Below are 22,543 nucleotides of genomic sequence, written 5' to 3' on the forward strand. Positions count from 1 at the left end.
TTAAAACACGGGTAAAGCATCATTTAATGTCAATATTTGACTTACGATAACCTCAACCCCAACACATCCGACAAGAAACAGAGCTAACTTATTAGTCATTACATTATATTGCCTCTGATAATTTGCCCCTCTAATCTTATTGAGAGCTAATACAGGAAACAATACGGCTAAAATCGTGAGGAATATTGCAGCCGCACCAAGCGCCTTAACAAAGCCATCAGGATATATGATGGTAAAAGCCAAAGGTGGTAAATAAGTGATCAATGCTGTTATGAATCGTCTCTTATGACTATTACCTTTTTTCAAATTGCTTGCAACTGAATCAAATAGTCCCAGTGATACACATAAATACGAGGTAAACATAGCAATCGATGAAAATGCACTAATCAAATAAAGAATATAGTCATTATGAATATATACTCTCATTTCTTCCAACATTACCGCGACACTTGAACCATGAGAAGAAATGTATTCAAAACTATGAGGGCCAAATCGAGGAAGAGAACCTAAAGTACTTACCTCCCAAACGATATAAACAGCAAGCGGGATAAGTCCACCAGCAATAAAAATATTTCTTAATGTGGTCGGATTATCCTTACCAATATACTTAATCATACTTGGAATGCTGCCATGGAAGCCGAATGCTGTAATAAACACTGGGATAGCAGCAAAACTATAAACAACGGAATCACGCTGATTGGTAATAAATTCTTTATTGACGTAAGGGTTTATCGTACACACCAACAAGAGAAAGATTATAATGTTGATTGAAAACAAAACCCTATTGACGATATCAACCGCTTTAGTGCTAATGTAGACTATTGTACCGATTAATGCGGTAAAAATGCATGCCACAATCTCACTGGGTATGGATATATGAAGATAATTTGTAATATTGGACTGATATATCGATGAACCGCCAGATATATAGGCACATGAAAGGGAATACAGAAGCAAAAGCAAGGTTACGTTAATAAACACCTTACCTCTCTTACCAAAGAGATCTTCCGCAATAGCTTCAAGGCCTGTGCCTTCTTGATAATTTAAGCATACCTCGAGTAGCATTAAGCCAGAGTATGTCATGCAAAACCAAACTGTACTTAAAAACAGAATTGAATATTTTACTCCCATCCCCGCAGATATAAGTGGTAATGCTAGCATGCCAGCACCAAGCATGGTGCCTGATATTAAAAGAGTTGCACCAACAGCTTTTATATTCATGATTATTTCTCTTAACCATCAATGACAAATAGTCGATATTTGATTTTCATCATATTTATAAAAAAGCTGCCAGTATATTACTGGCAGCGTCCCTCATTGATTATGCAGCGCTATGAACTTTTGACTGTTTGTTTTCTTCATCAACAATTTCAGTCAAAATATCTGTAAATACTTCCTGTAGATTATTCCAGTAATTGTTAAACCGAATTTCATCACGAAGGAAATGAGTCATTACTGCGGAGCGAAGAATGTATACGGAGCCTTCTGCCTCCCACTCTTGGTCACTGAAACCACGTGATTTTGCATAAGTGCTTGGGATCTGGCCGTATTCATCAACAGACAATGATGTTGAAGAGGTCAAAAAATCTTTCGTATATGTTCTGCCTGAAGCATAAGAGCATAGCTCGTAGATACGTTGGTTCAGACGGTTATGGTCTGCCAAGCTATCGTTGCCAATTTCTTTGAAGGTAAAGTTAACCATGTGGAAATCAGGGTGCATCAGCGGACGAACCTCGAAGCGTCGACCCTGCACAACCAAAGGCTCAGCCGTTGCCAACTTATTGGCAAACCAGTCGGCGGTAACAATGCCACGACCGATAACATGGCCGTATCCACTAATATTCAGAGGAACTAAGCGATGAGCGGCCCATACGGCTGCGGCTGTCGCACCAGCCTTGGAACCTTCCATGATTGAAGAGCCCAATACCACGTTTTGCTCGCCATTTTGGTCGTCATCACTTTCTTCAAAAACATATGCCGCATGGTAGGAAATCAAATCCACAATTCGCTTATCCTTCATCGCCACAGCACCTGCAGCATATTGAATGTAGCCAACTTTATGTGGATCGACCGTGATGGAATCGGCTTCAGCCATCGCTTCAAATGCATCGTAAACATCACGTTTAGGCCAGGTCACGCCTTCAGGGATGATGTTTTCTTCACGATAGCGGGCAACCAGAGCGTCGTAATCCATGAAGTTGTTATCTTCATCGAGGAACATAGCTCGCACATAGCCACCATAGGCCGCATCGATATGCACATAGAATGAGGCACCATACTTCTCTTCGCACTCTTTGCGCAGTTTCATAACCTCATGCACGGCATCAACAGAGCCTTCTTCTGTGGTGCCCACAACAGAGACCATCCCTAGGATCGGCGTGCCTTCCTCCATAAGCTTAAAGGTAATTTCACGCATTTTTTCTACGTCGGTGCGGTAATTAGCGTCTACATCAAGAGGAATAATATGCTCCTGGCCAATACCGAGAACATCCATTGCCTTCATCCATGAGTAGTGCTTTGAGCGTGGAACCAAGAACTTACCCAGCGTACCAGGTTTAACGCCTACCCCGCGTGCCGACAGGGCGCGCACTTCTTCAAAAATGCCGCGTTTTTTAAGCTCGTCGGTTAAATCGAGCACCTTAGTGGTATTCATATTCAGCAACTGGTGCTCTGTCATACCGGCGACCAAGTCTTTCGCACCTTCATGCTCGGCAATTGCGAGAGGCATCGTTTTGACATTACGGGCAACCCAGACACCTTCATAGTTAGCTACAGTGCCGCCCGAAGTAATGTGCCCCCAGGCTTTATTTACGTCATAGCCAAACATCTTACAAAGGTCTTGACCTGCCTCTATTTCCAGTTCGGTCGTAACCGGGGAGGCTTCATGTGCACAATTATTCGGGTTGTACATCATGGTCATAACATAAGCTAGGTTTGAAACCATCAACGTATCGGCATTCATATGGCCCAGATATCGTGGAGAGAACCAAGGAACAGATTTCGTTTTCAAGCGAGCAGACAGGCTATTCAAGATACCTTCTGTTCGATATAGCGTGTCACGAAAATCTGGCTGATGCTGGGCTACCGGAGACACCAGCGGTGCATCTTCTGGGTGAAAATCTGATCGCCAATGCATGTGCTCATCAATTGCGTACGCCATCATCTCTTTAAAGAACACTTGGTTTTCTGACTTAGGGCCTAGGAATAAGGCGTCTACATTCATTTTCTCACTCATAATAAAACCTTTACTTACTACTTTATGAATTCATACAAATTGGATTGTTTATCCGATTTATTAATGTGTTTCTTGCATCGCTAATTTTTGTTTCGCTGCCGATGACTTCTTACCCCATGCATAAACAAGCAGCGGAATAACAGCCATGACAACGAGTCCGATAAATTGGAAATTAAAGTATTCCGAAGCCGTACCTGCATATGTGGAAGGTGGAAGGAAGCCGTAATATCCAGCAAGTAGACAGGTTGCAATACCCAGCCCAGAACAGATCCACATACCCAGTTTTCCGCCAGGAACATTAAAGCTACGAGGTACTTCAGGACGCTTGTAACGCAGATAAATAGCAGCCGAGAACATCAATAGGTAAGCAACGATGTAAACCAAAGACGTTAAGCCGAGTAGCATGAAATAAAAGTCATCTACATTAGGCATGACAGTAATCAAAATACCTACGATAGAAATCAGAATCGCTTGAAGGTAAACCAGGCTGACAGGTACACCTTCCTTGTTGGTTTTCTGAAGAATTTTTGGCAGCGCACCAGCATTGGCTGTTGCTTGAATACCGCGAACCGGACCGAGCACCCAAGAGTTGACCTGTCCAGCAAGGCCTATCGCCATACAAACGGCCATGACAGGTGTTAGCCAACCTAGCCCCCACATATCAAAATATGTTTGAAATGCTTGGATCAGGCCTGCAGTCATTGAGATGTGTTCTGCAGGAATACCAATAAAGATGGCAAATGAACCAATAACAGACACAAGGAAAACAAATAGTGCGACTAAGAATACCGCGACCGGATAATTACGTTCTGCATTTTTTACAGATGAAACATTGGAAGCTGACACTTCCATACCCATAACTACGAAAACAAAGCCGATAAATAGTGCCCAGTTTCCGTTATCCGTGAGGTTAGGAATTAAATTGGCCGACGTTAATGAAAGATCTGTAACAATTGGATTGCCTGTAACTAAATAACCAATCGCACATGCAACCAGTACAAAAAATGGCAGGAACACACCCAGGATTACACAGAGAGTTGAAACCCATCCTAGTGTTTTGACACCCCGCATGTTTACAAAAGTACACCCCCAATAAATAATCAAAATTACAGCGAGTATGTACATCTTATTTTCTGCAAGCGCAGGATCTATTGCATAGGCAAAGATTGCACCGATTATCATTAGAATCGATGTCATACCAAATACCATTTGAATCCATTGCATCCAAACAGCAACGAAGCCCATTCGCTCACCAAAGGCTTCTCTAACCCAAATAAAAATCCCCCCATCTTCAGGCCAGGCCGTTGCCAATTCAGCTGATACCAAAGCTGTTGGAATCATGAAACAAATAGCTGCAGCTAATGTAAAAAAGATTGTCATCATACCGGGCTGGGCTGTCATAGGCAGTGTTCGAACACTCATGACAACTGCTGCGGTGATCATGACAAAGCTAAAAACACCAATTTTGGCAGGTGCGGATTTGTTGCTTGTCATAGTAGACCTCAAAATCGATCAGTTTAGATACTCGAGATGAAAATCGATTTTTTAACACCTCAAACTCAAAAATCGATTTTATCGTATAGATCGATTTTGTGATTTACAACCAATAAAAAATCGATTTTATAGATCAAAAACGATAATTATGTTTGCATGACTATGATTGAGTCCCCCTTAAGTAGCGAGAAGCAGAGCATAAGACCCTGATTTAAAATAAAAATCTCAGAAATAGATTAGGAAGGGGAAGTAACAGTGAAGAATTTATGCTGAGACGGAGTAATCAAAAGGTACTACCATCAAAGAAAAATTTGTGCTCAATTCGGCACACATAATTAATAAGATTTTGCTTGGAAGTGGCTGACCAGAAGGCCACAAAATCCCCCAACTAAAGCAAGAAACAATGAAAATGCGGGTGATAAAATATACAAGGCAACATAGTGGGCTCTAGACAGCACCATTACATTAATTGCATAGGAGATATAAAGCGAAGAGATAACGAGGATAAACCAGGCAAAAGCGAGTATCCAAGCTGAGAAAGTGGGTATTCGTGTTAGCGGTTTTGCATTTTCCTGCTCGTATATATTTATAATATACTCTGTAGTAAGCAATGGAGTGTATAGCCAAGCGGTCAAACCCATACCGACAACAACCGAATACTGAGTCCAGTCAAACAGGAACATGCTTGTTACAACAGCTATGCTTAGAATCACTTTTCGCATCATCTAAATCCATTACTTTCATGAATAAATACACTTTCAAGTACTTCAGAAAAGTCTGAATTAAGATAATACATTGATGATATTGATTTTTTCTTATATGCAGATCATAAAATTATACATCCATGATATGTTAAACTATCAGTTAGATTGACAGTAATTCAAATTGTGTAAACACAACGTGGATACCATTAATTCAGGTTGAAAGTGATTCAATTATCACCGTCACCACGCTAGTGGTAGCAAGAAAGAGAACGAAAATGGCTGAGCCAAAAAATAATAAGTTTGCAACTTTGAGCGACAAGGTAATGCACCAGATCCGCCATGATATATTATCCGGTGAACTTGAAGCCGGACAAAAGCTAGTCTTAAGCGAACTCAAGGGCAAATACCAGGTTGGTGGCTCACCTCTGCGCGAGGCCATGGTTCAGCTTAGTTGGCAAAAGTATGTCGTCATGAAACCGCAAAAAGGGTTTTGGGTTGCTGATGTTTCCTTGAATGAGCTGCGCGACATCTTAAAAGTACGTCAAGCCATTAGCAATATGGCTTTAAAAGACGCAATAGAGAATGGTACTGAGGAGTGGGAGCTCGCGATCCTGACGGCATACCACAAACTCAGCCGTATTGATCTTGATGATCCCAACTTTGATTTAGACGACTGGGAAATTCGTCACAAACAGTTTCATTTATCACTTGTAGCCAGCCAAGGCTCATCATTTGTGAGTGACTTATTGGAATATGTTTATGATCAGCAGGAACGTTACCGTCATTTCTTTCTAAATCATGAATTTGCTCCAGAGCAGCAGTACCATGATAACGGTGAGCACGAAGCGATCATGAAAGCCGTCTTAGCCCGAGATACTGAACTTGCTTGCAAGTTAGTTAACCAGCACACTGAGCGCCTCTACCAAATTACAGAAACCTTGCTCGAAAATGAGTAACTCTCATTCGCCCCTATGTTACTGAATCTAAAAAAGGTTCAGTAACAAGGTTACCCTCAAACCAATAAACACTGCCATGGCCTTGGCCTCGGGAGTAATCAGCCTTAAAAGTGCTAGTCCAAGTAAGGGCGGCAAGACATAACTATCGCAGCCTTACCACTACAGCGGCTCTGAGCCCTCTGATTGTAAAGCACCGCAGAAAAATGCGACACTTATCACGCTTGTTAGTGAGCGCTACAAAAATCCAGTAAAGGGTTGTTTTCTCTTCTACCGCCATTGTTTGCCTCTCCATATAGTAATGAATATACCCAAGTGACTGGGTGCTAGAATTCAAACGATTGGAGAAAATGATGAGAGTGGTCGCAATTACAGCTTGCCCAACCGGTATCGCCCATACCTATATGGCCGCCGACAAACTGATGGATACTGCCAAAAAACTTGGTATTACTATCAAGGTCGAAACACAAGGAGCCATGGGGATCGAAAACCGCCTCAGTGAGCAAGATATCGAGCGTGCTGATGTCGTTATTCTCGCTGCCGATATCAATATCGAACATAGCGCCCGCTTCAAAAACCACCGTTGTCTAGAAGTCACTATCCAAGATGCCCTTCAGCGTCCTCGCCGGGTATTTTCCCAATGTCAGCAGCTGTTAGCGCATTAATTACAAGGCAGTAGTATCCATGACCCACCAATTTGCTTTCCGTTGTGTTCTCCCTAACGGTATCCATGCCCGCCCGGCCACTCATCTGGAAAAAGCCTGCGGACAATTCAATTGCACCATCACTTTGGTTAACCACCGCAACAGCAACCAGGGCAATGCCAAAAGCGTTCTGTCATTGGTTGGTACCGATACGCTAGTCGATGATGCCTGTACGCTGATCTTCGATGGCCCGGACAGCGAACAAGCCTGTCTCACGCTTGAAACCTTCATCACCAAGGAGTTCCCTCATTGCGATGAAGCGCTAAGTCCTGTTGCAACCATCGAGGATATTCCTCTGCCCCAGTCACTGATGCGCCACCAGCCAAACCTGGTACACGGCAAGAAACTTGCCGCAGGCCTCGGACAGGGTAAGTTAGTCATGTTTGCCGATACCGACCTTAACAAGTTTGCGACAGATATTCGCGAGCAAGAGGCCGAGCGATTCAAGACCGCCCACCAGCAGGTTGCCGACCAGCTATCCGCCATGGCAGCTACGGCGAGCCATCACGAGAAAGACATTATCACGGCGCATCTGGCAATAGTGAACGACAGTAGCTTCATTGACAGCATTACCAGCCTGCTCAGCAGCCATTCTACTGCCAATGCCATACTGGCAACTGTCGACAAACTCAGTACTCAGCTACAACAGTCTGCCAGTGCTTATTTACGTGAACGGGTTCTGGATATCAGAGATGTCGCAACCCAGCTGCTAACTTGCGCTTACCCTGAAATTCAATGTCAGCGAGAATGTAAACTGACAGAGCCGAGTATCTTACTGGCAAGTGATCTGACACCGAGCCAATTTATCGGTTTGGATAAAAACCACCTACAGGGGCTGGTGCTAACCCATGCGGGCAGTACGTCGCACACTGTAATTTTGGCGCGGGCCTTTGGTATTCCAACACTGTCAGGCATTGAAGTCAGTCAGTGCAGTTCAGCACTCAATACCCAGGCTTATATCGATGGTCAGCTCGGTATCCTTGCCACAGAATGCAGCGAAACTGTCCAGCGCTACTTCCAACGCGCCCTGACTCTGCGTCAACAAGAGCAACAACAGCAAGCGGCTTTTGCCCACCAACCCGCTATCACAGCCGATAGTCACCGAGTTGAAATTGCCGCCAACATTGCCTGCTCAATCGAAGCACCAGCGGCATTTGCCAATGGTGCAGAGGGCATTGGCTTGTTCCGCACCGAAATGCTGTTCATGGACCGCCAGTCGGCGCCGGGAGAAGACGAGCAATTCGAGCACTACTGCGAAGTACTCAAGGCGGCAGACGGCAAGCCAGTGATCATCCGTACCATGGATATTGGCGGTGACAAGCCTATCGATTACCTCAACCTTCCAGAAGAAAACAACCCGTTTCTCGGTTACCGTGCCGTGCGCATCTACCCGAAATTCGAGCAACTGTTCCGCACCCAACTGCGTGCGATCCTACGTGCGTCGGTATACGGCAGCACCAAAATCATGATCCCGATGATCCAGAGCATAGAGGAGATCCGCTGGGTTAAACAGCAGCTTGCCGAGGTCAAAGCCGAACTCGATAGCTGCAACATTGCTAATTCAGGACAGGTACAACTGGGGATCATGGTAGAGGTGCCTGCTGTGGCCTTTATCATCGACCAGTTCTGCCAGGAAGTGGACTTCTTTAGTATCGGCTCCAATGACATGACCCAGTACCTGTTGGCTGTAGACCGGGATAATGGACAAGTCTCGCACCTATACAACAGCCTAGCCCCTGCTTTTTTGCGTATGCTAGGACACGTGGTCAAAACGGCACACGAGCACAACCGTTGGGTCGGTTTATGCGGTGAGCTAGGTGCAGATGCCCAAGTACTGCCTCTGCTCGTTGGTGCCGGGCTTGATGAAATCAGTATGAGCGCCCCAAAAATCACGGCAACAAAAGCAGCATTAAATCACCTAACGTTGGAGCACTGCCAGCAACTGTTCGAACAAGCATGCCAATGCCCGACCATCGAGGATGTCACTACCCTACTGGAGAATGCCTCTGCTACTGGACCGAAGAAGCCGTTGCTGGGCATCGATTGTGTGTTCAAGCACGCTGATTTCGCCAACAAAGAAGAGGCGATACAGGCACTGGTCGGCAACTTGGCCGTGCAAGGGCGAACCGACAATGCCTATGCCCTGGAAGACGATATCTGGGCTCGCGAAGCAGTATTCTCGACCGGGCTTGGACACGGGTTTGCTATCCCACACACCAAGTCAGAAAACATCCGCCATTCAAGTATCAGCATTGCCCAGCTGAAAACGCCTATTAATTGGCAGTCCGACTCGGGTGATGTGGACTTCATCATCATGCTGACACTCAATAAAGAGCAGGGTGATCAGCATATGCGGATCTTCTCAGGACTAGCCCGCAAGCTGATCCACCAGGATTTTCGCGACAAGTTGAGAAACTGCGATGACGAAGCTGCGATGATCCAACTGCTAGAACAAGAACTCGCTCTTTAACTGAGTTTTCCATAATAACAAGCACTAAACCCAAGCTTCCCCCCTGACTTGTTCGGACGGTCAGGGGGTGTTAACTTTTTAAAACATCGCTGCCTCTGAACCGGGGGTTTTTCTCAACACTTCTAAGTACCGAGTGACATAAGGTAATGCCATTGTCTATCCTCCCTATTGCTTAAGATTTGATTTATTGCTCTTTAATTGTTTTAGTTCACTGAGCTTTCCGAGGCTTCCCACATCATCTAGCTTGTCAATGTATAAAATACCGTTTAGATGATCGGTTTCATGTTGAATGATCTGTGCTTTAGAACCCCGTGCGGTACCTTCTACCTTGGTGCCGTCAAGAGTGAAGTAGCTATAATGTATCTCTTTATATCTAGGCACCGACCTACTGTAAAAATGAGGGACGGAAAAGCAGCCTTCAGGCATCAAGACTATCTCATCGCTTGCAGGTTCATAGGTGGCGTTGATAGCCACTTCCCACTCTTCAGGAAAGATAACATCTCCGTTTATTCGTTCTGGAACCCGATAAACAAATACTGACTTACCTATACCAATTTGTGGTGCGGCAAGACCAACAGCATTCTGTCCAGAGTTCGCAGACTGTATTAGTTTATTAGCAATAGAGCTGGTTTCATCGCTCACAGGATCAACAAGTTCTGCATTAGTTCTGAGGGCTTCTCCAACAAAAACGTTATCATTGATGGAGAGGTCACCTGATGTAGTACCGCTTGAGCTACAGCCGATAAGTGAGCCTGAACCTAATAAAATAGAAAAAGATAGTAATAAGAATTTACGCATCATTTAATCACTCTTTCAAGGAATAACGAGAGGCAGTTACCCTCTTTCGTTATATAATATTCACCATTTTGATATATAAAAAATGCACTACAGGCAGCAATAATCAAAGAAGAAATTATTGAAATAGTCAAACGAAGAATTGTTTCTTTCATAGGCGCCCATTAGCTTGACATGACTTCAATCAACTATGTACTTTCTTTTATAACTTGAACACTTATATAAAAACAAAACAATTGGAACATAAGGAAACAATAGTACAGACAATATAATATTTTCCGTTTCCAATAAAACGACACAAATAACAAAATATGAAAGTATAAAAAAGAGCACAAACAAATTATATATTATTTTATATTCACTTGATAAATTAGCAAAAAAACGAACCATAATAACCCTCAATATGACAACTCAGTCCTTGCATACAATAAATAAAAATAAAAACAACGCATAAACCTCATATGAGATAAATAATACTGCCAGCTATACCTCCTTTATAAATAGCATTACCTATACCTGAAGCTTCAAAAAAAAGTCCTTCATCATTAATATTTTCAAAAAGCAACATAGTATTCGTATGATTGCACACGGGTATCACTTGTGTAATTACTTCTTGAACCCTTCGCAAATCAAAACTAAATTTCAAAACCGATATATTATTGTTTTTTATTGAATCAAGATGATTAAACGTGCCAAGATCGAAACACATAACCCCTAACTGAATAGAGGTGCAAGTTGGGTAATAAAAGTCATATGAATATAGTAGGTTTACATTATTTGAAAAATCATTATCGTTGAAAATAAAAACTAGGCTCGAACCTTTACTCTCCAGTAAGTTTTTTAAAACATTTACAAAAACCAAGACCCTAGGCTCCTGTAAATATTCAGATCTCAATGTTATATAAAAAACGATATCGGAGAAGCTTTTTCCTGTCGTCTTAGATTCAACAAAATATGTCAGCCTATCTAGCATATAAATGATAAGATTTAATTTATCATTATAATCTAGTTGTACATCCCTTACCAATAGATCGTTCTTTGGCTTTAATCCAACCTCATATCCAGAAATTACACGTGAAACATTTATTACAGGCTCAAGAGTAACTATAAATTTATGGTATACATTAAGCTCTAACATACCCCTCCCTAAATTTTTAACATCTAGTAGTCATTTACTTAGAGTGTGCCATGATAAAGAAATACTTTAAGTTAAGTACACCAACTTATAGTTAATTTTTATTAACAATCAATAAAACACACATTAAACAAAACATAATATATTTTTATAATTTAAAAATTATATATTATGAAGATGATAATTATAACAATCTGAATTACCACCTTCATAAATACAGTATAGGAAGTTAATAAACACGAACGAGCGCTCATGTTAAAAACACATAAACTCTACTTGACTTGTTGTCCACTGTAACTAATTCTCGACTCTCTTACTATTTTATTATCAACAATCAGTGAAGGAATTTCAGCAACTAATAAGTAGGAATCATCACTAGGGTATATTTTTAACTTTTTCACTGTAAATCGAGAAGATATACTTTTATCACTACGTCTTGAAGCTATAGAAAATGTTATATAATTTGAAAAAAACTTGAGATAATAGCCAGTATAATTAATGTGCATCAATATATCATCAAGTTGTGTAAGGCTATAACTTCCTATAAATTCACCTTTTATGAATTTAAAACTAAATTCTTCATTAAATGAATCTGCTATACTCGAGTTCTGCTTAATCTCACCTTTGAAATTGTAACTAGAGTTATCGAAAAGGCTGTTTAGTATTCCAAACATAACAAATGATATTAGTGACAATAAAAACCCATTATAGATTAGCTTTAATTTATGTAATAAATGCATATGTTCTAATTCTTAAACAGAATGTATATTAAAAAAAAACAAAGATAAAGTAATTGTAGAAAGAACCCATGACATGGAAAGAATAATATAGTCGAAGTTTATATTCACACTATTAATTTTAAGAAGATTGCGGATCAAGCTATCCTGTTCATCATTAGAGTTATTCATTGAATCATTCTCTAGTTCGGCAGATCCAATTCTTTGTTCTACATCTTGGTTTTGATTAAATAGCGGTACAACTTCTAGCTTCTCATCATCAGTTAAGTTTATTTGATAACCAAATCTCGGAACAGTAATAATAGCATCCTCCAAACCTACACTATTGAGCCTCTCTCTTATTTTATTGATGGCAACATTTAATGATGTATTTGTTACAACCCGGCCTCCCCAACAAGTATCAAGTAGATATCGCCTGGAAACTGGTTTACCACCAGACATGACCAACTCTTTTATGATCGAGACTTCTGAGCTTGAAAATACCGCTTCAATACCATTCTTACTATTTGTTATAGACCTCCTTTCTTCGATTAAATAAACTTCATTATTTAAAAAAATCTTCTTACCTGAAAAATCAATTAAATCACACATCACACATAGCGCCTTTAAGTATATAAGTTATTAAAAACATTTTTTATGATAATTTTAATAAAGCGCCTAGCCTAAACACATACGAATGTACATCAAAAAAAACAGGGTAGAAAGGGCATCCACACAATATAATTATTAATTAATATTAATTAACATTAACCATTCAATAATGCAGCAACATTCCTTGCGCAGCCAAAAACCCAGCAAAAAAAACATTTAAATCAATTACTTATAACAAGATCACCATCAATATCGTTAGTGCAAACAAATGAATTATTAATACTATTTAACTGTTTTGTATTCCTCTCAGCAATTATATTAGTTTGTACACAGGCCAGTTAACAACGTTGCAATGATTTTATCAGGTAAGCACATGAACAAGTTTAATATCGATGCATTAAATGCTGCACTGCACGATGACTATAATTTCACTACACATGAGTTAAACCTTATCGAGTATGAGGGTTTCCTATACTGGTCTGGGACTATTGGTAACCAGTTTAAAACACGATGTACCTTTTTGAGCATTAAAGAGAAACACTTGTATTTATTTTTAAACGACCTTAAATACAAACTAAAGGAAAATGAGCTTGATAAAATCACACCAGAACAGATTAAGTACCAGAGCAGAAAGGAAATAGTATATTAATTATATCCTTACCTAATAACCTTTAGATACATCTAGATTTCAAATATATACACCAATAAAAAATCCTCCTAAGCGTAAACTTAGAAGGAATAAATTTATTCTCTTATAGAGTAACTAATCAGAATGAAAACCTAACTCCAAGCTGGTAATAGAGCTCATCAAAGTCTAAGCTCTGATTTATCTTTGAGTTATCGAAAAAAGTCTTTACCAAATCCATCGATTGATACCCAATATTAGCCTCAACGCTTACTCCATCATAAACTTCATAGGCTGAGTCAAGTCGATAATCTACAATAACTTCATCATAGTTCATCACACGTATAGCCGGTCCAATTGTTAGTTTATCTAACACATCCCACTTCATTCCTAACTCAGCAGCAAGTGCACTATTGTTAATAGTTAACCCCAAATTCGCTGAACCTAAAACACCAAGGGCACCATCAGGTATAATATCGTCTGTCAAATCATACGTTAATCGATAATCTACCCCACCAAGTAACGCATAGATGGAAAGTTCAGGATAGATATTGTAGTAATAACCAAGGCCAATCATTGACTCTGATAAGTCAAAGCTATTTTTAGATACCATTTCATGCCTTATCTCGGCAAAAAAGTTATCGTAAAAATTCCACGATCCACTTAGATAATATCCAGAGAAAGAATCTTCTGGTAAAAAGTTATCATTATTACTAACCGATGAATATTGAAAACCTCCTGAAATATAATCATACCCACTCTCTGCATAAACATTGGTTGATAAAGCTGCCACTAAAACACAGGGTAAAATAAACTTTAATTGCGCCATTGCACTAATTCCTTTTTAAACATGAAAGCATCCAGTTTTAAAATGTCATATCATGAATATAAAATAAAAACTGGAGCTATTCATATAACTCTGGATCTAGATATAAATCAAGTCAGCCTCGATTAAAAACAATTAGCAGACATTCAATTAATCCTTAATAACAAATAACATTGACAATATAAGATAAATTAATGTTTTTAATTTCATTTTAATTATCTTTATTCCAGAAACGGTGGATATAATGAAGTCGTATATTACACAGCAACATGTCTAACATGTTTTATTTCTTTTATATTACACAAGAAAAGGTAAGAGTAAGTATGTTTAACAATAAGAATAGTAAAGCAGCTACACATAGCCCAAAAGCAGGAATCGCGACTTCACTAATTTTAGCCGCATTGATTACTAGCGGAACAGCTATTGCCGCTACTGGTGATAAAGTAAATAAAGTCATCAATTTGTCAGCAACAATCCCTTCAGCTACATTTAGCGTCAACCCTGTATTTGGAGTATGGCCTAGCGACATCGAACTTCAGTATGATGAAGATACAAATAAATTCGTCCCATACACTATGCGTATAGAAGCGAAGAGTATGGTTGGCCTTACAGCACAGCTGCAACAAGCAGCCCAACTGACCAAAGGTGGCACCACAGTACCGTTAACAGTAAAGCTGGGAAACAAAGCACTAACCAGTGCACCACAAGGCATCGTTGAAAACGACACAGCAGATCAAGCTCAGACACATCTACTCGACCTATCAATAGAACAGACAACAGCGGGAGCTACATACGAAATTGCCGGTTTATACACAGGCGTAGTTAATATGGTTTTTGAAGATAAATTTTAATCTTAAACAAACTCTCGCTTTTCAAATATGGAGTGCAGAAGCACTCCATATCTTATAGTCTGGAAAAAACCATGGTATACCCAAACTACTTCTCGCGGCTATTACTAGCATTCAGTATTTTTTTTAGCGTACCTTCCATTGCTAATGTCATGCAAGTATCGGTACCCAACAAAGTAACGACTCTAGATTCAAATAGCAAAGATTCATCATCGCTAATTCAGGTATCCAATCCCGATAAGGAGAATCCAAGGTTCGTAAAAGTCGGCGTTTATTATATTTCCCCTGAAAGTATAGGAACCGGAAATGAAAAACTCATAGAGATAAAGGGAAAGCTAAAGAAAGACGACTTAATTGTCCTTCCAGATAAGATAGCCATCCCACCAGGGGGGCGAACTAATGTAAGAGCAATATATACCGGTAAGGCGCTTGATGCGGATAGGAATTATAAGATCCGCTTTTACCCAGTAACAGAAGTCGAATATACCGGAGCTGAAAACAAGGACGAAAAGAAAGCTGCATTGTTCTTTTCTATTTCCTCGACCACATTTGCCACCGTCGTCAAATCGAACCCAACCTACCAACTCGACATCGATGGAAGCAAGGTGACCAACAGCGGTGACAGTATAACCCTGCTGCAGAGCTGCAACATCTGCAGGGGAAATGACTGCAAGGTGTTTACGGAATTCCGCCTGCCACCCAAGCGCCAACTTGATTTTAGTTCAATGATCAACGGGGAAAGCAAATTATCATGGCAATGTGATTTAGTCGAACCACGTGTTGGTAAGAAAGTAATCACGAGTCAGTAAGCTAATAAAGCCTATGACACAAATAATAAGAAAAATAGTAATTGCCTTGGCCACGCTATATTACTACCAGGGTGCAGCCGCACAGACGAACACCTCCGCTCAGCCGAGTGGCTTCAGCTTCATGACCCCAGCAGGTTTCGAAGACCTGCTCGGCCACGAAGCTACACCGACCGAACTGCTGTACCTGGATAAAACTATTGACGAGGGTGAAATTGTTTTATCCGGGTATGGTGCAAAGCTCTACCGCTCTGGCGGGCAGGAGCTAGAGCTGGACAAGCCATACCGCTGCGCTTCAAGCGCTCTCATCCGCGACATCATCGACGACGAAGGCCTCTGCGGGGCGATGAGCTTCACGCTGCGCGAAAAGTACGAAGACAAGGTGCAGCTGGTATACCTGCAGCCGGACGACAGCTCCGTTCCGGCCCTGAACCAGCATTTTGGTATTGAAGCCGATAGCGGCACAGGCTCTCAGGAACGGGAGCACATAGGTCGCAGTACGGTGAATACGGTCAGCGGAAGCATTCGCTACAACGCCAACTTCACGGAAGGTGACAATTCCAACGGCTCCCTATCACTGTTCGGGCAGGTTTCTTATGCTGAATACCTCATTGAAGCCGAACCAATCTTCGACCGTTACAACGGGGACAATTCGCTCAACGTCGGTAAGTTACTGGGCTCAAGAACCTATGCCGGTATAAAACATGAGCTAGGATTCAAGTCCTCTGGTCAGAACAATCTGTATAACTCGAGCATCGGGGTCATCCCCAGCCGCAACATGGTAGGCGGCTGGTACTCGTCAACCAGCGAAACATTCAAGAACAAACAACAAGGGACGGGCTCACCCCTGCAAGTGTTCATGCCATTTAGCGGCATGATCGAGGTATACCGCGGCAACCGCCTGCTCTACGTCACAAGGGCAGAGGCCGGGATGGCACAAATCCCTGTCTCTGATTTTCCGATCGGCGTCTATGACGTGTCAATTGTACGCCGGTCTCTAAGTGGCGAGGAACTAGAGGCCATTACAGATACGGTCAGCAACTCGCTAACCGACAATGGTTTTACACTAGCACTGGGGATGATGGACTCGAAACACCATCAACTTGATGTACTGGATGGAGAATACGATGATCTGGCAGCAGGTTTCGCCTACCAGTCCAAAATCAGTGACTTCACTACCGGTTCGTTCTCGATACTGAACATAGGTACAGCCCAATATTTCCAGTCGACGATGAATTACCAGCCGGCTTTTCCTCTGGGCGTCAAACTAGCAACCGAACTCGATATCCAGTCAAAAGACTGGGGGATAAACTTACAGGCAAACTACACCGGCACACTGCTGGACAAGATGGTAAACAGCAACTTCAGCTACCGCTTCAGCGATCTGCTCGGCACTGATAGCCATTCGTATTTCTTGAACGTATCTCTGATGCCGAACTACCGCTATTCCAAGCTGTTCATGCTCAGTGCCCATACGTCAAAGGTGAGTGCGCCGCAATACAGTAGTGACTACAGTGAGTTGAATATCGAGAACCAGAATGCCGTCAGCGTATTCGGCGTACCAGCGAACTTGAGTACCTCACTGGGGACCTCATCGACCGATGACCTGCTAGCCACGCTGTCAATCAATTTTACCCTCGGTGCCCGACGGGACTACTCACTGAGCACCAACTTCACCTATACCGGGCAGCGCGAGTCTTCCTATGGCGAAGTCATCATGTCAAGGCAGCTGCCGGAGGAAAGCAAGCTGAGCCAGTTGACCTTTTCTGCAGGAGGGGGCGAGGAATTCGCAAGGCTCGGTGCCGATGCTGCATTTAGATTTAATAGTGCCAATGCCTATTTGGGTGGCTTTGTCTACCGAGATTCCCAACAGGGTAACTACAACAACAATCAATATGGAAGGATCAGTGGCAACATGTACTTTTCAGGAACCCAATATGCCTTCGACCGGAACGGGGCCAGTTCTGGAGTTATCGTCAATATGGATACCCAGCCAGGAAGCAATATCGAGGTGCGTGCGGACGTCAGCGGGGGGAACTCCGTCAAGCTTAGGGACAGCAACACTTTGGTGACCGTACCCAGTTTCACAGAAAGCAGTATGTACATCAATTCATCAAATGCCGTCATCGATGACTATAGTCATGAATTCGTGCTTTACAAAGGCAATTTTGCGTTTCTGTCCATCGACCCGAGGCAGACGTTCGAGGCCGCTGGCTACATCGACTTCAGAGACTTAGGCAGCGACAGCGTTACATTGAAGAACCACGAGTCCAAGATCACCGTCAGCAACCACGAATCTACCGTCGATGTACTCGGTACCATCAATGAAGAATATTTCCAGCTGACGGTATCACGCCAGTACCCGGTGATCGAACTACTCGACGGTCAGGGCCGCGCAATCTGTACCGTCAACCTCGACGACAGCCTGATGACCAGTAACAGCCAAGAATTCGTGTATTTGGGCAAAGTCGGGTGCCAAGGAGGGTAAATTAACAATGAAGAAGTTCAAAATACGTCAATTAATTATTAGTTTAGTCGTGGCTAGTGTCCTCTCTGGAGGGGCAACACTTGTGCATGCAGCCAATTATACTGTACCTGTTGGGTTGTTATACTATAACCCCGACTCCTCGGGTAGCTACTTGTTTCCAACAAGCGGGGCCGATATGCCCTATTGTGCGGAGAACATGACTTTGGGTAGGAGATACCGCGTCACAGGTAATATTTCAGGGCGAGCAGACTACTGGTATGATTCCACTGTCAAAGACTCGGCCATTGTTACCCTACACGAGGAAAGTAGTAATCGTACTGTCCAAGTAAAAATTACGCCTTTAGGCACTCAGAAAATATCATCTAGCACTTGGGGGAGAGCCTTCGTTGAAGGCGACTACTGTAGCAGCTCAACTGTAGAGACAAACGTTTACGTAGAGAGAAGCATACAGAGTACAAGTTCTGCAAGATTGGCCGATCATAAGGGGTACGGTCTTACTTTCTACCTAACTCTTGCCTTCGAGTTACTCGATCCAGAATTCGCAACGCCTGGGATATACTCAGCCCAAGGAGGTTACCAATTCCAAAGCAACGAAATCGAGATGAAAACAGATGTAAATGGATCCTATGGCTCGCCTCTTATTCCCAACCTTCGCCTCGTTATTGGCCATATATTTAAGATTGATATGCCTTATACCTCGGTGTCACTGACGCAATCTTATGAGAATGACGATATTTTCACTGGAAAGGTCCGCTTCCGAGCACAGAGCAACGAACGCTATAGCATCAAAATGACATGTAGCAGTTCAAACTCAGCTACCTCTGGAGGGAACTGCAACTTTGCCAGTACCCAGATGGAACTGGCAACTCAGGCACGGTTCCCCGAGCAAGGAAGGACTTTTGACCTGCGACATAATATCCCTAACTATATCGATGGTGCAGAATTTACCAACAGCACTTATGAATACCCAGGGTATATAGACTTCACATTAACAGGGGTCAGGCAATACGGTGAAACGGGCAAGACCTATTTTGATACTGTCAACCTCGCCTTCGAGCCTGATTTTTAAGGCTCCCCCACAGCAAAGAAAAAAGCTCCCCCTGACTTACCCATAGGTTCATAGCGCGACGAGAATGGCAGCTAATTGCAAAAGCAGCAGTGAAAGCAATGTTCTCCCGCGCTTTTCGCTAGCGCCACCACCCTCGCTACAGAATAAAACAGCTCACAAAAAAACAACAAAAAAACAGCATTTCATGGTAATTGAATAATTTAACCTCATAATAAGAGGAGATTTTTCGTTCAATCCGCTGACACCTAACAAAAGGTAGCAACTATGACGTGGCAAGTATCCGAACTGATCCCGCTCCTGAGTGAACACGACGGCTGGGCTGTAGAAGCCAGCGAGCAAACGCTCATTGTGCGCAACGAAGACAACATCGAAGCTTTTCTGGCCGTTTCCGGCGAGCAAATCCTGGTAGAAGTCCTGCTTTTCAGTGCCGATCAGGTGATTGACCCGGTCAGCCTCAACAACGACATCTTGCGGACCCACAAGATGTTCCCGCTATCAACTATCGGCATCAATGAAATTGCCGGCAACGACTACTACGTAGCCTTTGGTTCGCTGTCTTCCCAGTCCAAGGCTGAAAGTATTGTGATTGAGGTCGCCACCTTGTTCCGTAATGTCGAAGCGTTCATCGAGCTGTACCAAGATCACCTCAAGGAGGTTGCGTAATGAGTGTCTGGAAAAAACTGTTCACCGCCATCAAAGGCGGTGTCAACGAAACCGCCGAAGCGGTCGCCGACAACCAAGCACTGCGCATTCTCGATCAGGAGATCAGGGAAGCCAAGCAAGAGCTGCGCCGCTCCGACGAAGCCTTGGTGGGGATTGTCGCCAAGCGCAAGCTATCCCAGCAGAAAGTCGATGGTTTCCAGCTGGGCATCGAAGAGTACGAGGGCCATGCCCGCACTGCGATGGAAAAAGGCCAGCAGGATCTCGCCCTTGAATGCGCGCAGAAAGTTGCCGAGCTTCGCAACGACCAGCAGGCCGAGCAAGCCTACCTCGATCAGTTTGTCGCCTCGGAGCAGAAAATGCGCACCAACATCAGCCAGGCCAAGGACAAGTTGCGTCAGCTAGAGCAGCAGGTGGATGTGGTCAAGGCCAACGAAGCGGTGCAAAAAGCCCAGTCGGCAGTGTCGGCCACCAATGTCGGGGCCAACGCCAAGATGCACACCGCGGTTGAGTCTCTCGAGCGCATCAAGCAGCGCCAGGCCGAAAAGTCCGCCCAGCTTGAAGCCGCCGCCGAAATGGCCGAGGAGCAGTCCGGCAGCAGCCTGGACAAGAAATTGGCCGAAGCCGGGATCACCTCGGGCAAGCAGTCGTCAGCCGAAGATGAGCTCAAGCGTATTCTGGGTAAGTAGTCGCCGTTTGTTCTAGGAGGCAGTATGTCATTATGGATTTTATTCCGCCGCTGGGCGGCTCACCAGTTCCATGCACTAAGTGGCAGAAACCTCCTCCTACTGGTGATCGGCTATACCATTATCAGTTATGTCCTGCTGTCAGCGGTTGGGGAGTCTGCACTAGTCCAGAGCCCAACCGACTTCCTGTACTACTTGGTCGTCAGCGCTTCCACCGTAGGCTACGGCGATATGTCACCGGCAACCGTGGCCGGAAAGTGGGTCGTGATGCTGTTCGTGATCCCCGGCGGGCTTGGGCTGTTTGCCTTAGCCGTCGGCAGGGTCGCCAGCGCCTTTATTGATTATTGGAAACAAGGACTGTTAGGCCGGAGGAGAGTCTCGGTGGAAAACCACATTTTAGTGCTGGGGTGGAACGAGCAGCGTACCCTGCACCTGATCAAAATGCTGCAATACGAAGAGAAAGGCCACCGCGCCATTGTGCTGTGTGTTCGGCCTGATATTGAAAACCCGCTGCCTGGCGAGATTGAATTCGTCCGTACGCCCAGCTTCACCGACAGCCACGCCATGGCAAAAGCCGGGATCGAAACCGCCAGCTGCATTGTGATCGACAACAGCGAAGACGACGTGACCCTGTCCGCCGCCTTGTTCTGCGCCAACCAAAACCCCAACGCCCATATCCTGGCCTACTTCAATGACGAATCGTTGAGTGATCTGCTCAAGATGCATTGCCCCAACGTAGAGTGCATCCCTTCAGTGGCCGTCGAAATGCTGGCCAAAGCGGCTATCGACCCGGGATCCAGCGAGTTGCACCACGAACTGCTCAGTACCCACAAGGGCATGACCCAATATGCGGTCCAGTACCCTGCCAATGCTGCCCCTAGCACCATTTCCCCGCTGTTTAGCGGCTTCAAACAACAGTATGAGGCTATCCTTATCGCTATCGATACCGGCAAGGGCGTTGAGCTTAATCCACCACTGGATCGGGAAGTCCCCCCCGGCGCCAAATTGTTTTATATTGCCGACGAGCGTGTCGAGCAAATCAATTGGTCTAAATGCACCTAACATCGCAGGAATGTTTATGTTCGACTGGTTCAAGAAAAAGCAACCCCAAACGCCCCCGCCCAGCAGCCCTGAAATTCTGGGCTTGCGGCTAGGTGGAGCCTTTGAACTTGATGATTTGAAACTGCGGCTGATAGAGCCGGATCTGATCATTGAGGGCGCTTCCCGTACCCAGCTGATCAAAGCGGTCGGCGAAGTTCGCCTCGACGAGCAAACCCGGCTACTGCGCTATTACACCGATGACGATGGATTCATCCAGGTACTCACCCACGGCACCTCCGAGGCGGATGTCAGCGAAGTCAAACTGTATTACTTCTACGAGTCACGCCCGATCGATACCCAGAGCCAGTGGCAGCACTTGCTGGATCATGAAATCGTCAAACCCAGCTGGGAATTGGAAGGCTTTCAGTTCACCAAGGTGTGGGACAACACCCGTCCTGTCGCCATGACAGAAAAAACCTGGCTCGAAAACGGCTCGGTTAGTGAAACTGATCAGTTCGTGATGATATACGAGCGAGATACCGGCAATGGGCAGTTCGAGTCCCTGCTCGTGGCCGGCGAAGAAAAAATTTATCGTAACCAAGCCGAGCGCTGCATGGCTATTAGCACCGGGTTTGATTTATCGCCGACAGATTTCAAGCTAATAGGCTAAAATTCA

The 22,543-nt window shown here is 43.8% G+C and carries 21 protein-coding genes; 12 read left to right on the forward strand and 9 right to left on the reverse strand.

The features are described from left to right. From PTW35_RS25925 to PTW35_RS25940, 4 genes are all read right to left on the reverse strand, one after another. Window positions 1–1,221: an aromatic amino acid transport family protein gene (locus tag PTW35_RS25925; protein WP_281028079.1), complete on the reverse strand. Its 1,221-nt coding sequence runs from the start codon at window positions 1,219–1,221 to the stop codon at window positions 1–3. A 100-nt stretch (window positions 1,222–1,321) separates the two neighbouring features. After that, window positions 1,322–3,235: a pyridoxal-dependent decarboxylase gene (locus PTW35_RS25930; protein ID WP_281028080.1), complete on the reverse strand. Its 1,914-nt coding sequence runs from the start codon at window positions 3,233–3,235 to the stop codon at window positions 1,322–1,324. A gap of 60 nt (window positions 3,236–3,295) precedes the next feature. Further along, window positions 3,296–4,729, reverse strand: a complete 1,434-nt coding sequence (locus PTW35_RS25935; protein WP_281028081.1) for an amino acid permease — start codon at window positions 4,727–4,729, stop codon at window positions 3,296–3,298. 335 nt (window positions 4,730–5,064) lie between these two features. After that, a complete protein-coding gene (locus PTW35_RS25940; RefSeq protein WP_281028082.1) occupies window positions 5,065–5,454 on the reverse strand; it encodes a hypothetical protein in 390 nt (129 codons plus the stop codon). 254 nt (window positions 5,455–5,708) lie between these two features. Here PTW35_RS25940 and PTW35_RS25945 point away from each other — a divergent pair, with 254 nt between their 5' ends. From PTW35_RS25945 to ptsP, 3 genes are all read left to right on the forward strand, one after another. Then, window positions 5,709–6,389, forward strand: coding sequence for an FCD domain-containing protein (locus PTW35_RS25945; protein WP_281028083.1), 681 nt, complete (start codon window positions 5,709–5,711; stop codon window positions 6,387–6,389). A gap of 350 nt (window positions 6,390–6,739) precedes the next feature. Next, the gene (locus PTW35_RS25950) at window positions 6,740–7,051 is read left to right on the forward strand and encodes a PTS fructose transporter subunit IIB (RefSeq protein WP_281029153.1); all 312 of its coding nucleotides are present in this window, start codon (window positions 6,740–6,742) and stop codon (window positions 7,049–7,051) included. A gap of 19 nt (window positions 7,052–7,070) precedes the next feature. Further along, window positions 7,071–9,560, forward strand: coding sequence for a phosphoenolpyruvate--protein phosphotransferase (gene ptsP, locus PTW35_RS25955; RefSeq protein ID WP_281028084.1), 2,490 nt, complete (start codon window positions 7,071–7,073; stop codon window positions 9,558–9,560). A 165-nt stretch (window positions 9,561–9,725) separates the two neighbouring features. On the opposite strand, the gene PTW35_RS25960 is transcribed toward ptsP, so the two are convergent. The 4 genes from PTW35_RS25960 to PTW35_RS25975 all read right to left on the reverse strand — a co-directional run bounded on the left by PTW35_RS25960 (window position 9,726) and on the right by PTW35_RS25975 (window position 12,818). Then, window positions 9,726–10,361: a peptide deformylase gene (locus PTW35_RS25960; protein ID WP_281028085.1), complete on the reverse strand. Its 636-nt coding sequence runs from the start codon at window positions 10,359–10,361 to the stop codon at window positions 9,726–9,728. Window positions 10,362–10,812: 451 nt separating this feature from the next. Then, window positions 10,813–11,493, reverse strand: a complete 681-nt coding sequence (locus PTW35_RS25965; protein ID WP_281028086.1) for a hypothetical protein — start codon at window positions 11,491–11,493, stop codon at window positions 10,813–10,815. A gap of 269 nt (window positions 11,494–11,762) precedes the next feature. Continuing rightward, window positions 11,763–12,230 carry a hypothetical protein gene (locus PTW35_RS25970; RefSeq protein WP_281028087.1) on the reverse strand — a complete coding sequence of 156 codons (468 nt, stop codon included), beginning with the start codon at window positions 12,228–12,230 and terminating at the stop codon, window positions 11,763–11,765. A 12-nt stretch (window positions 12,231–12,242) separates the two neighbouring features. Continuing rightward, entirely contained in the window at window positions 12,243–12,818 is a 576-nt protein-coding gene (locus tag PTW35_RS25975; protein ID WP_281029154.1) for a winged helix-turn-helix domain-containing protein, read from the reverse strand. 373 nt (window positions 12,819–13,191) lie between these two features. Between PTW35_RS25975 and PTW35_RS25980 the strand changes: the two genes are divergently transcribed. Continuing rightward, on the forward strand, window positions 13,192–13,467 hold the full coding sequence (locus tag PTW35_RS25980) for a hypothetical protein (RefSeq protein ID WP_281028088.1): 276 nt from the start codon (window positions 13,192–13,194) through the stop codon (window positions 13,465–13,467). A 118-nt stretch (window positions 13,468–13,585) separates the two neighbouring features. On the opposite strand, the gene PTW35_RS25985 is transcribed toward PTW35_RS25980, so the two are convergent. Further along, complete coding sequence (locus PTW35_RS25985) at window positions 13,586–14,272, reverse strand: hypothetical protein (protein WP_281028089.1); 687 nt, start codon at window positions 14,270–14,272, stop codon at window positions 13,586–13,588. 320 nt (window positions 14,273–14,592) lie between these two features. On the opposite strand from PTW35_RS25985, the gene PTW35_RS25990 reads away from it, so the two are divergent. The 8 genes from PTW35_RS25990 (at window position 14,593) to PTW35_RS26025 (ending at window position 22,537) form a co-directional block, all read left to right on the forward strand. After that, window positions 14,593–15,120 (forward strand): CS1 type fimbrial major subunit, encoded by a 528-nt coding sequence (locus PTW35_RS25990; RefSeq protein ID WP_281028090.1) that lies wholly within the window; start codon window positions 14,593–14,595, stop codon window positions 15,118–15,120. A gap of 71 nt (window positions 15,121–15,191) precedes the next feature. Continuing rightward, a complete protein-coding gene (locus PTW35_RS25995; protein ID WP_281028091.1) occupies window positions 15,192–15,926 on the forward strand; it encodes a hypothetical protein in 735 nt (244 codons plus the stop codon). Window positions 15,927–15,939: 13 nt separating this feature from the next. Beyond that, window positions 15,940–18,411: a TcfC E-set like domain-containing protein gene (locus PTW35_RS26000; RefSeq protein WP_281028092.1), complete on the forward strand. Its 2,472-nt coding sequence runs from the start codon at window positions 15,940–15,942 to the stop codon at window positions 18,409–18,411. Window positions 18,412–18,418: 7 nt separating this feature from the next. Continuing rightward, window positions 18,419–19,480 carry a hypothetical protein gene (locus PTW35_RS26005; RefSeq protein ID WP_281028093.1) on the forward strand — a complete coding sequence of 354 codons (1,062 nt, stop codon included), beginning with the start codon at window positions 18,419–18,421 and terminating at the stop codon, window positions 19,478–19,480. Between the two features lie 264 nt (window positions 19,481–19,744). Continuing rightward, window positions 19,745–20,143, forward strand: coding sequence for a DUF2170 family protein (locus PTW35_RS26010; protein WP_281028094.1), 399 nt, complete (start codon window positions 19,745–19,747; stop codon window positions 20,141–20,143). After that, complete coding sequence (locus PTW35_RS26015) at window positions 20,143–20,829, forward strand: PspA/IM30 family protein (RefSeq protein WP_281028095.1); 687 nt, start codon at window positions 20,143–20,145, stop codon at window positions 20,827–20,829. The genes PTW35_RS26010 and PTW35_RS26015 overlap by 1 nt, the downstream gene beginning before the upstream one ends. A gap of 24 nt (window positions 20,830–20,853) precedes the next feature. Then, window positions 20,854–21,888 (forward strand): potassium channel family protein, encoded by a 1,035-nt coding sequence (locus PTW35_RS26020; RefSeq protein WP_281028096.1) that lies wholly within the window; start codon window positions 20,854–20,856, stop codon window positions 21,886–21,888. 16 nt (window positions 21,889–21,904) lie between these two features. Further along, window positions 21,905–22,537, forward strand: coding sequence for a YjfK family protein (locus tag PTW35_RS26025; RefSeq protein ID WP_281028097.1), 633 nt, complete (start codon window positions 21,905–21,907; stop codon window positions 22,535–22,537). Window positions 22,538–22,543: the final 6 nt, after the last annotated feature.

Origin of the sequence: Photobacterium sp. DA100 (assembly GCF_029223585.1) — a bacterium.
GTDB lineage: Bacteria > Pseudomonadota > Gammaproteobacteria > Enterobacterales > Vibrionaceae > Photobacterium.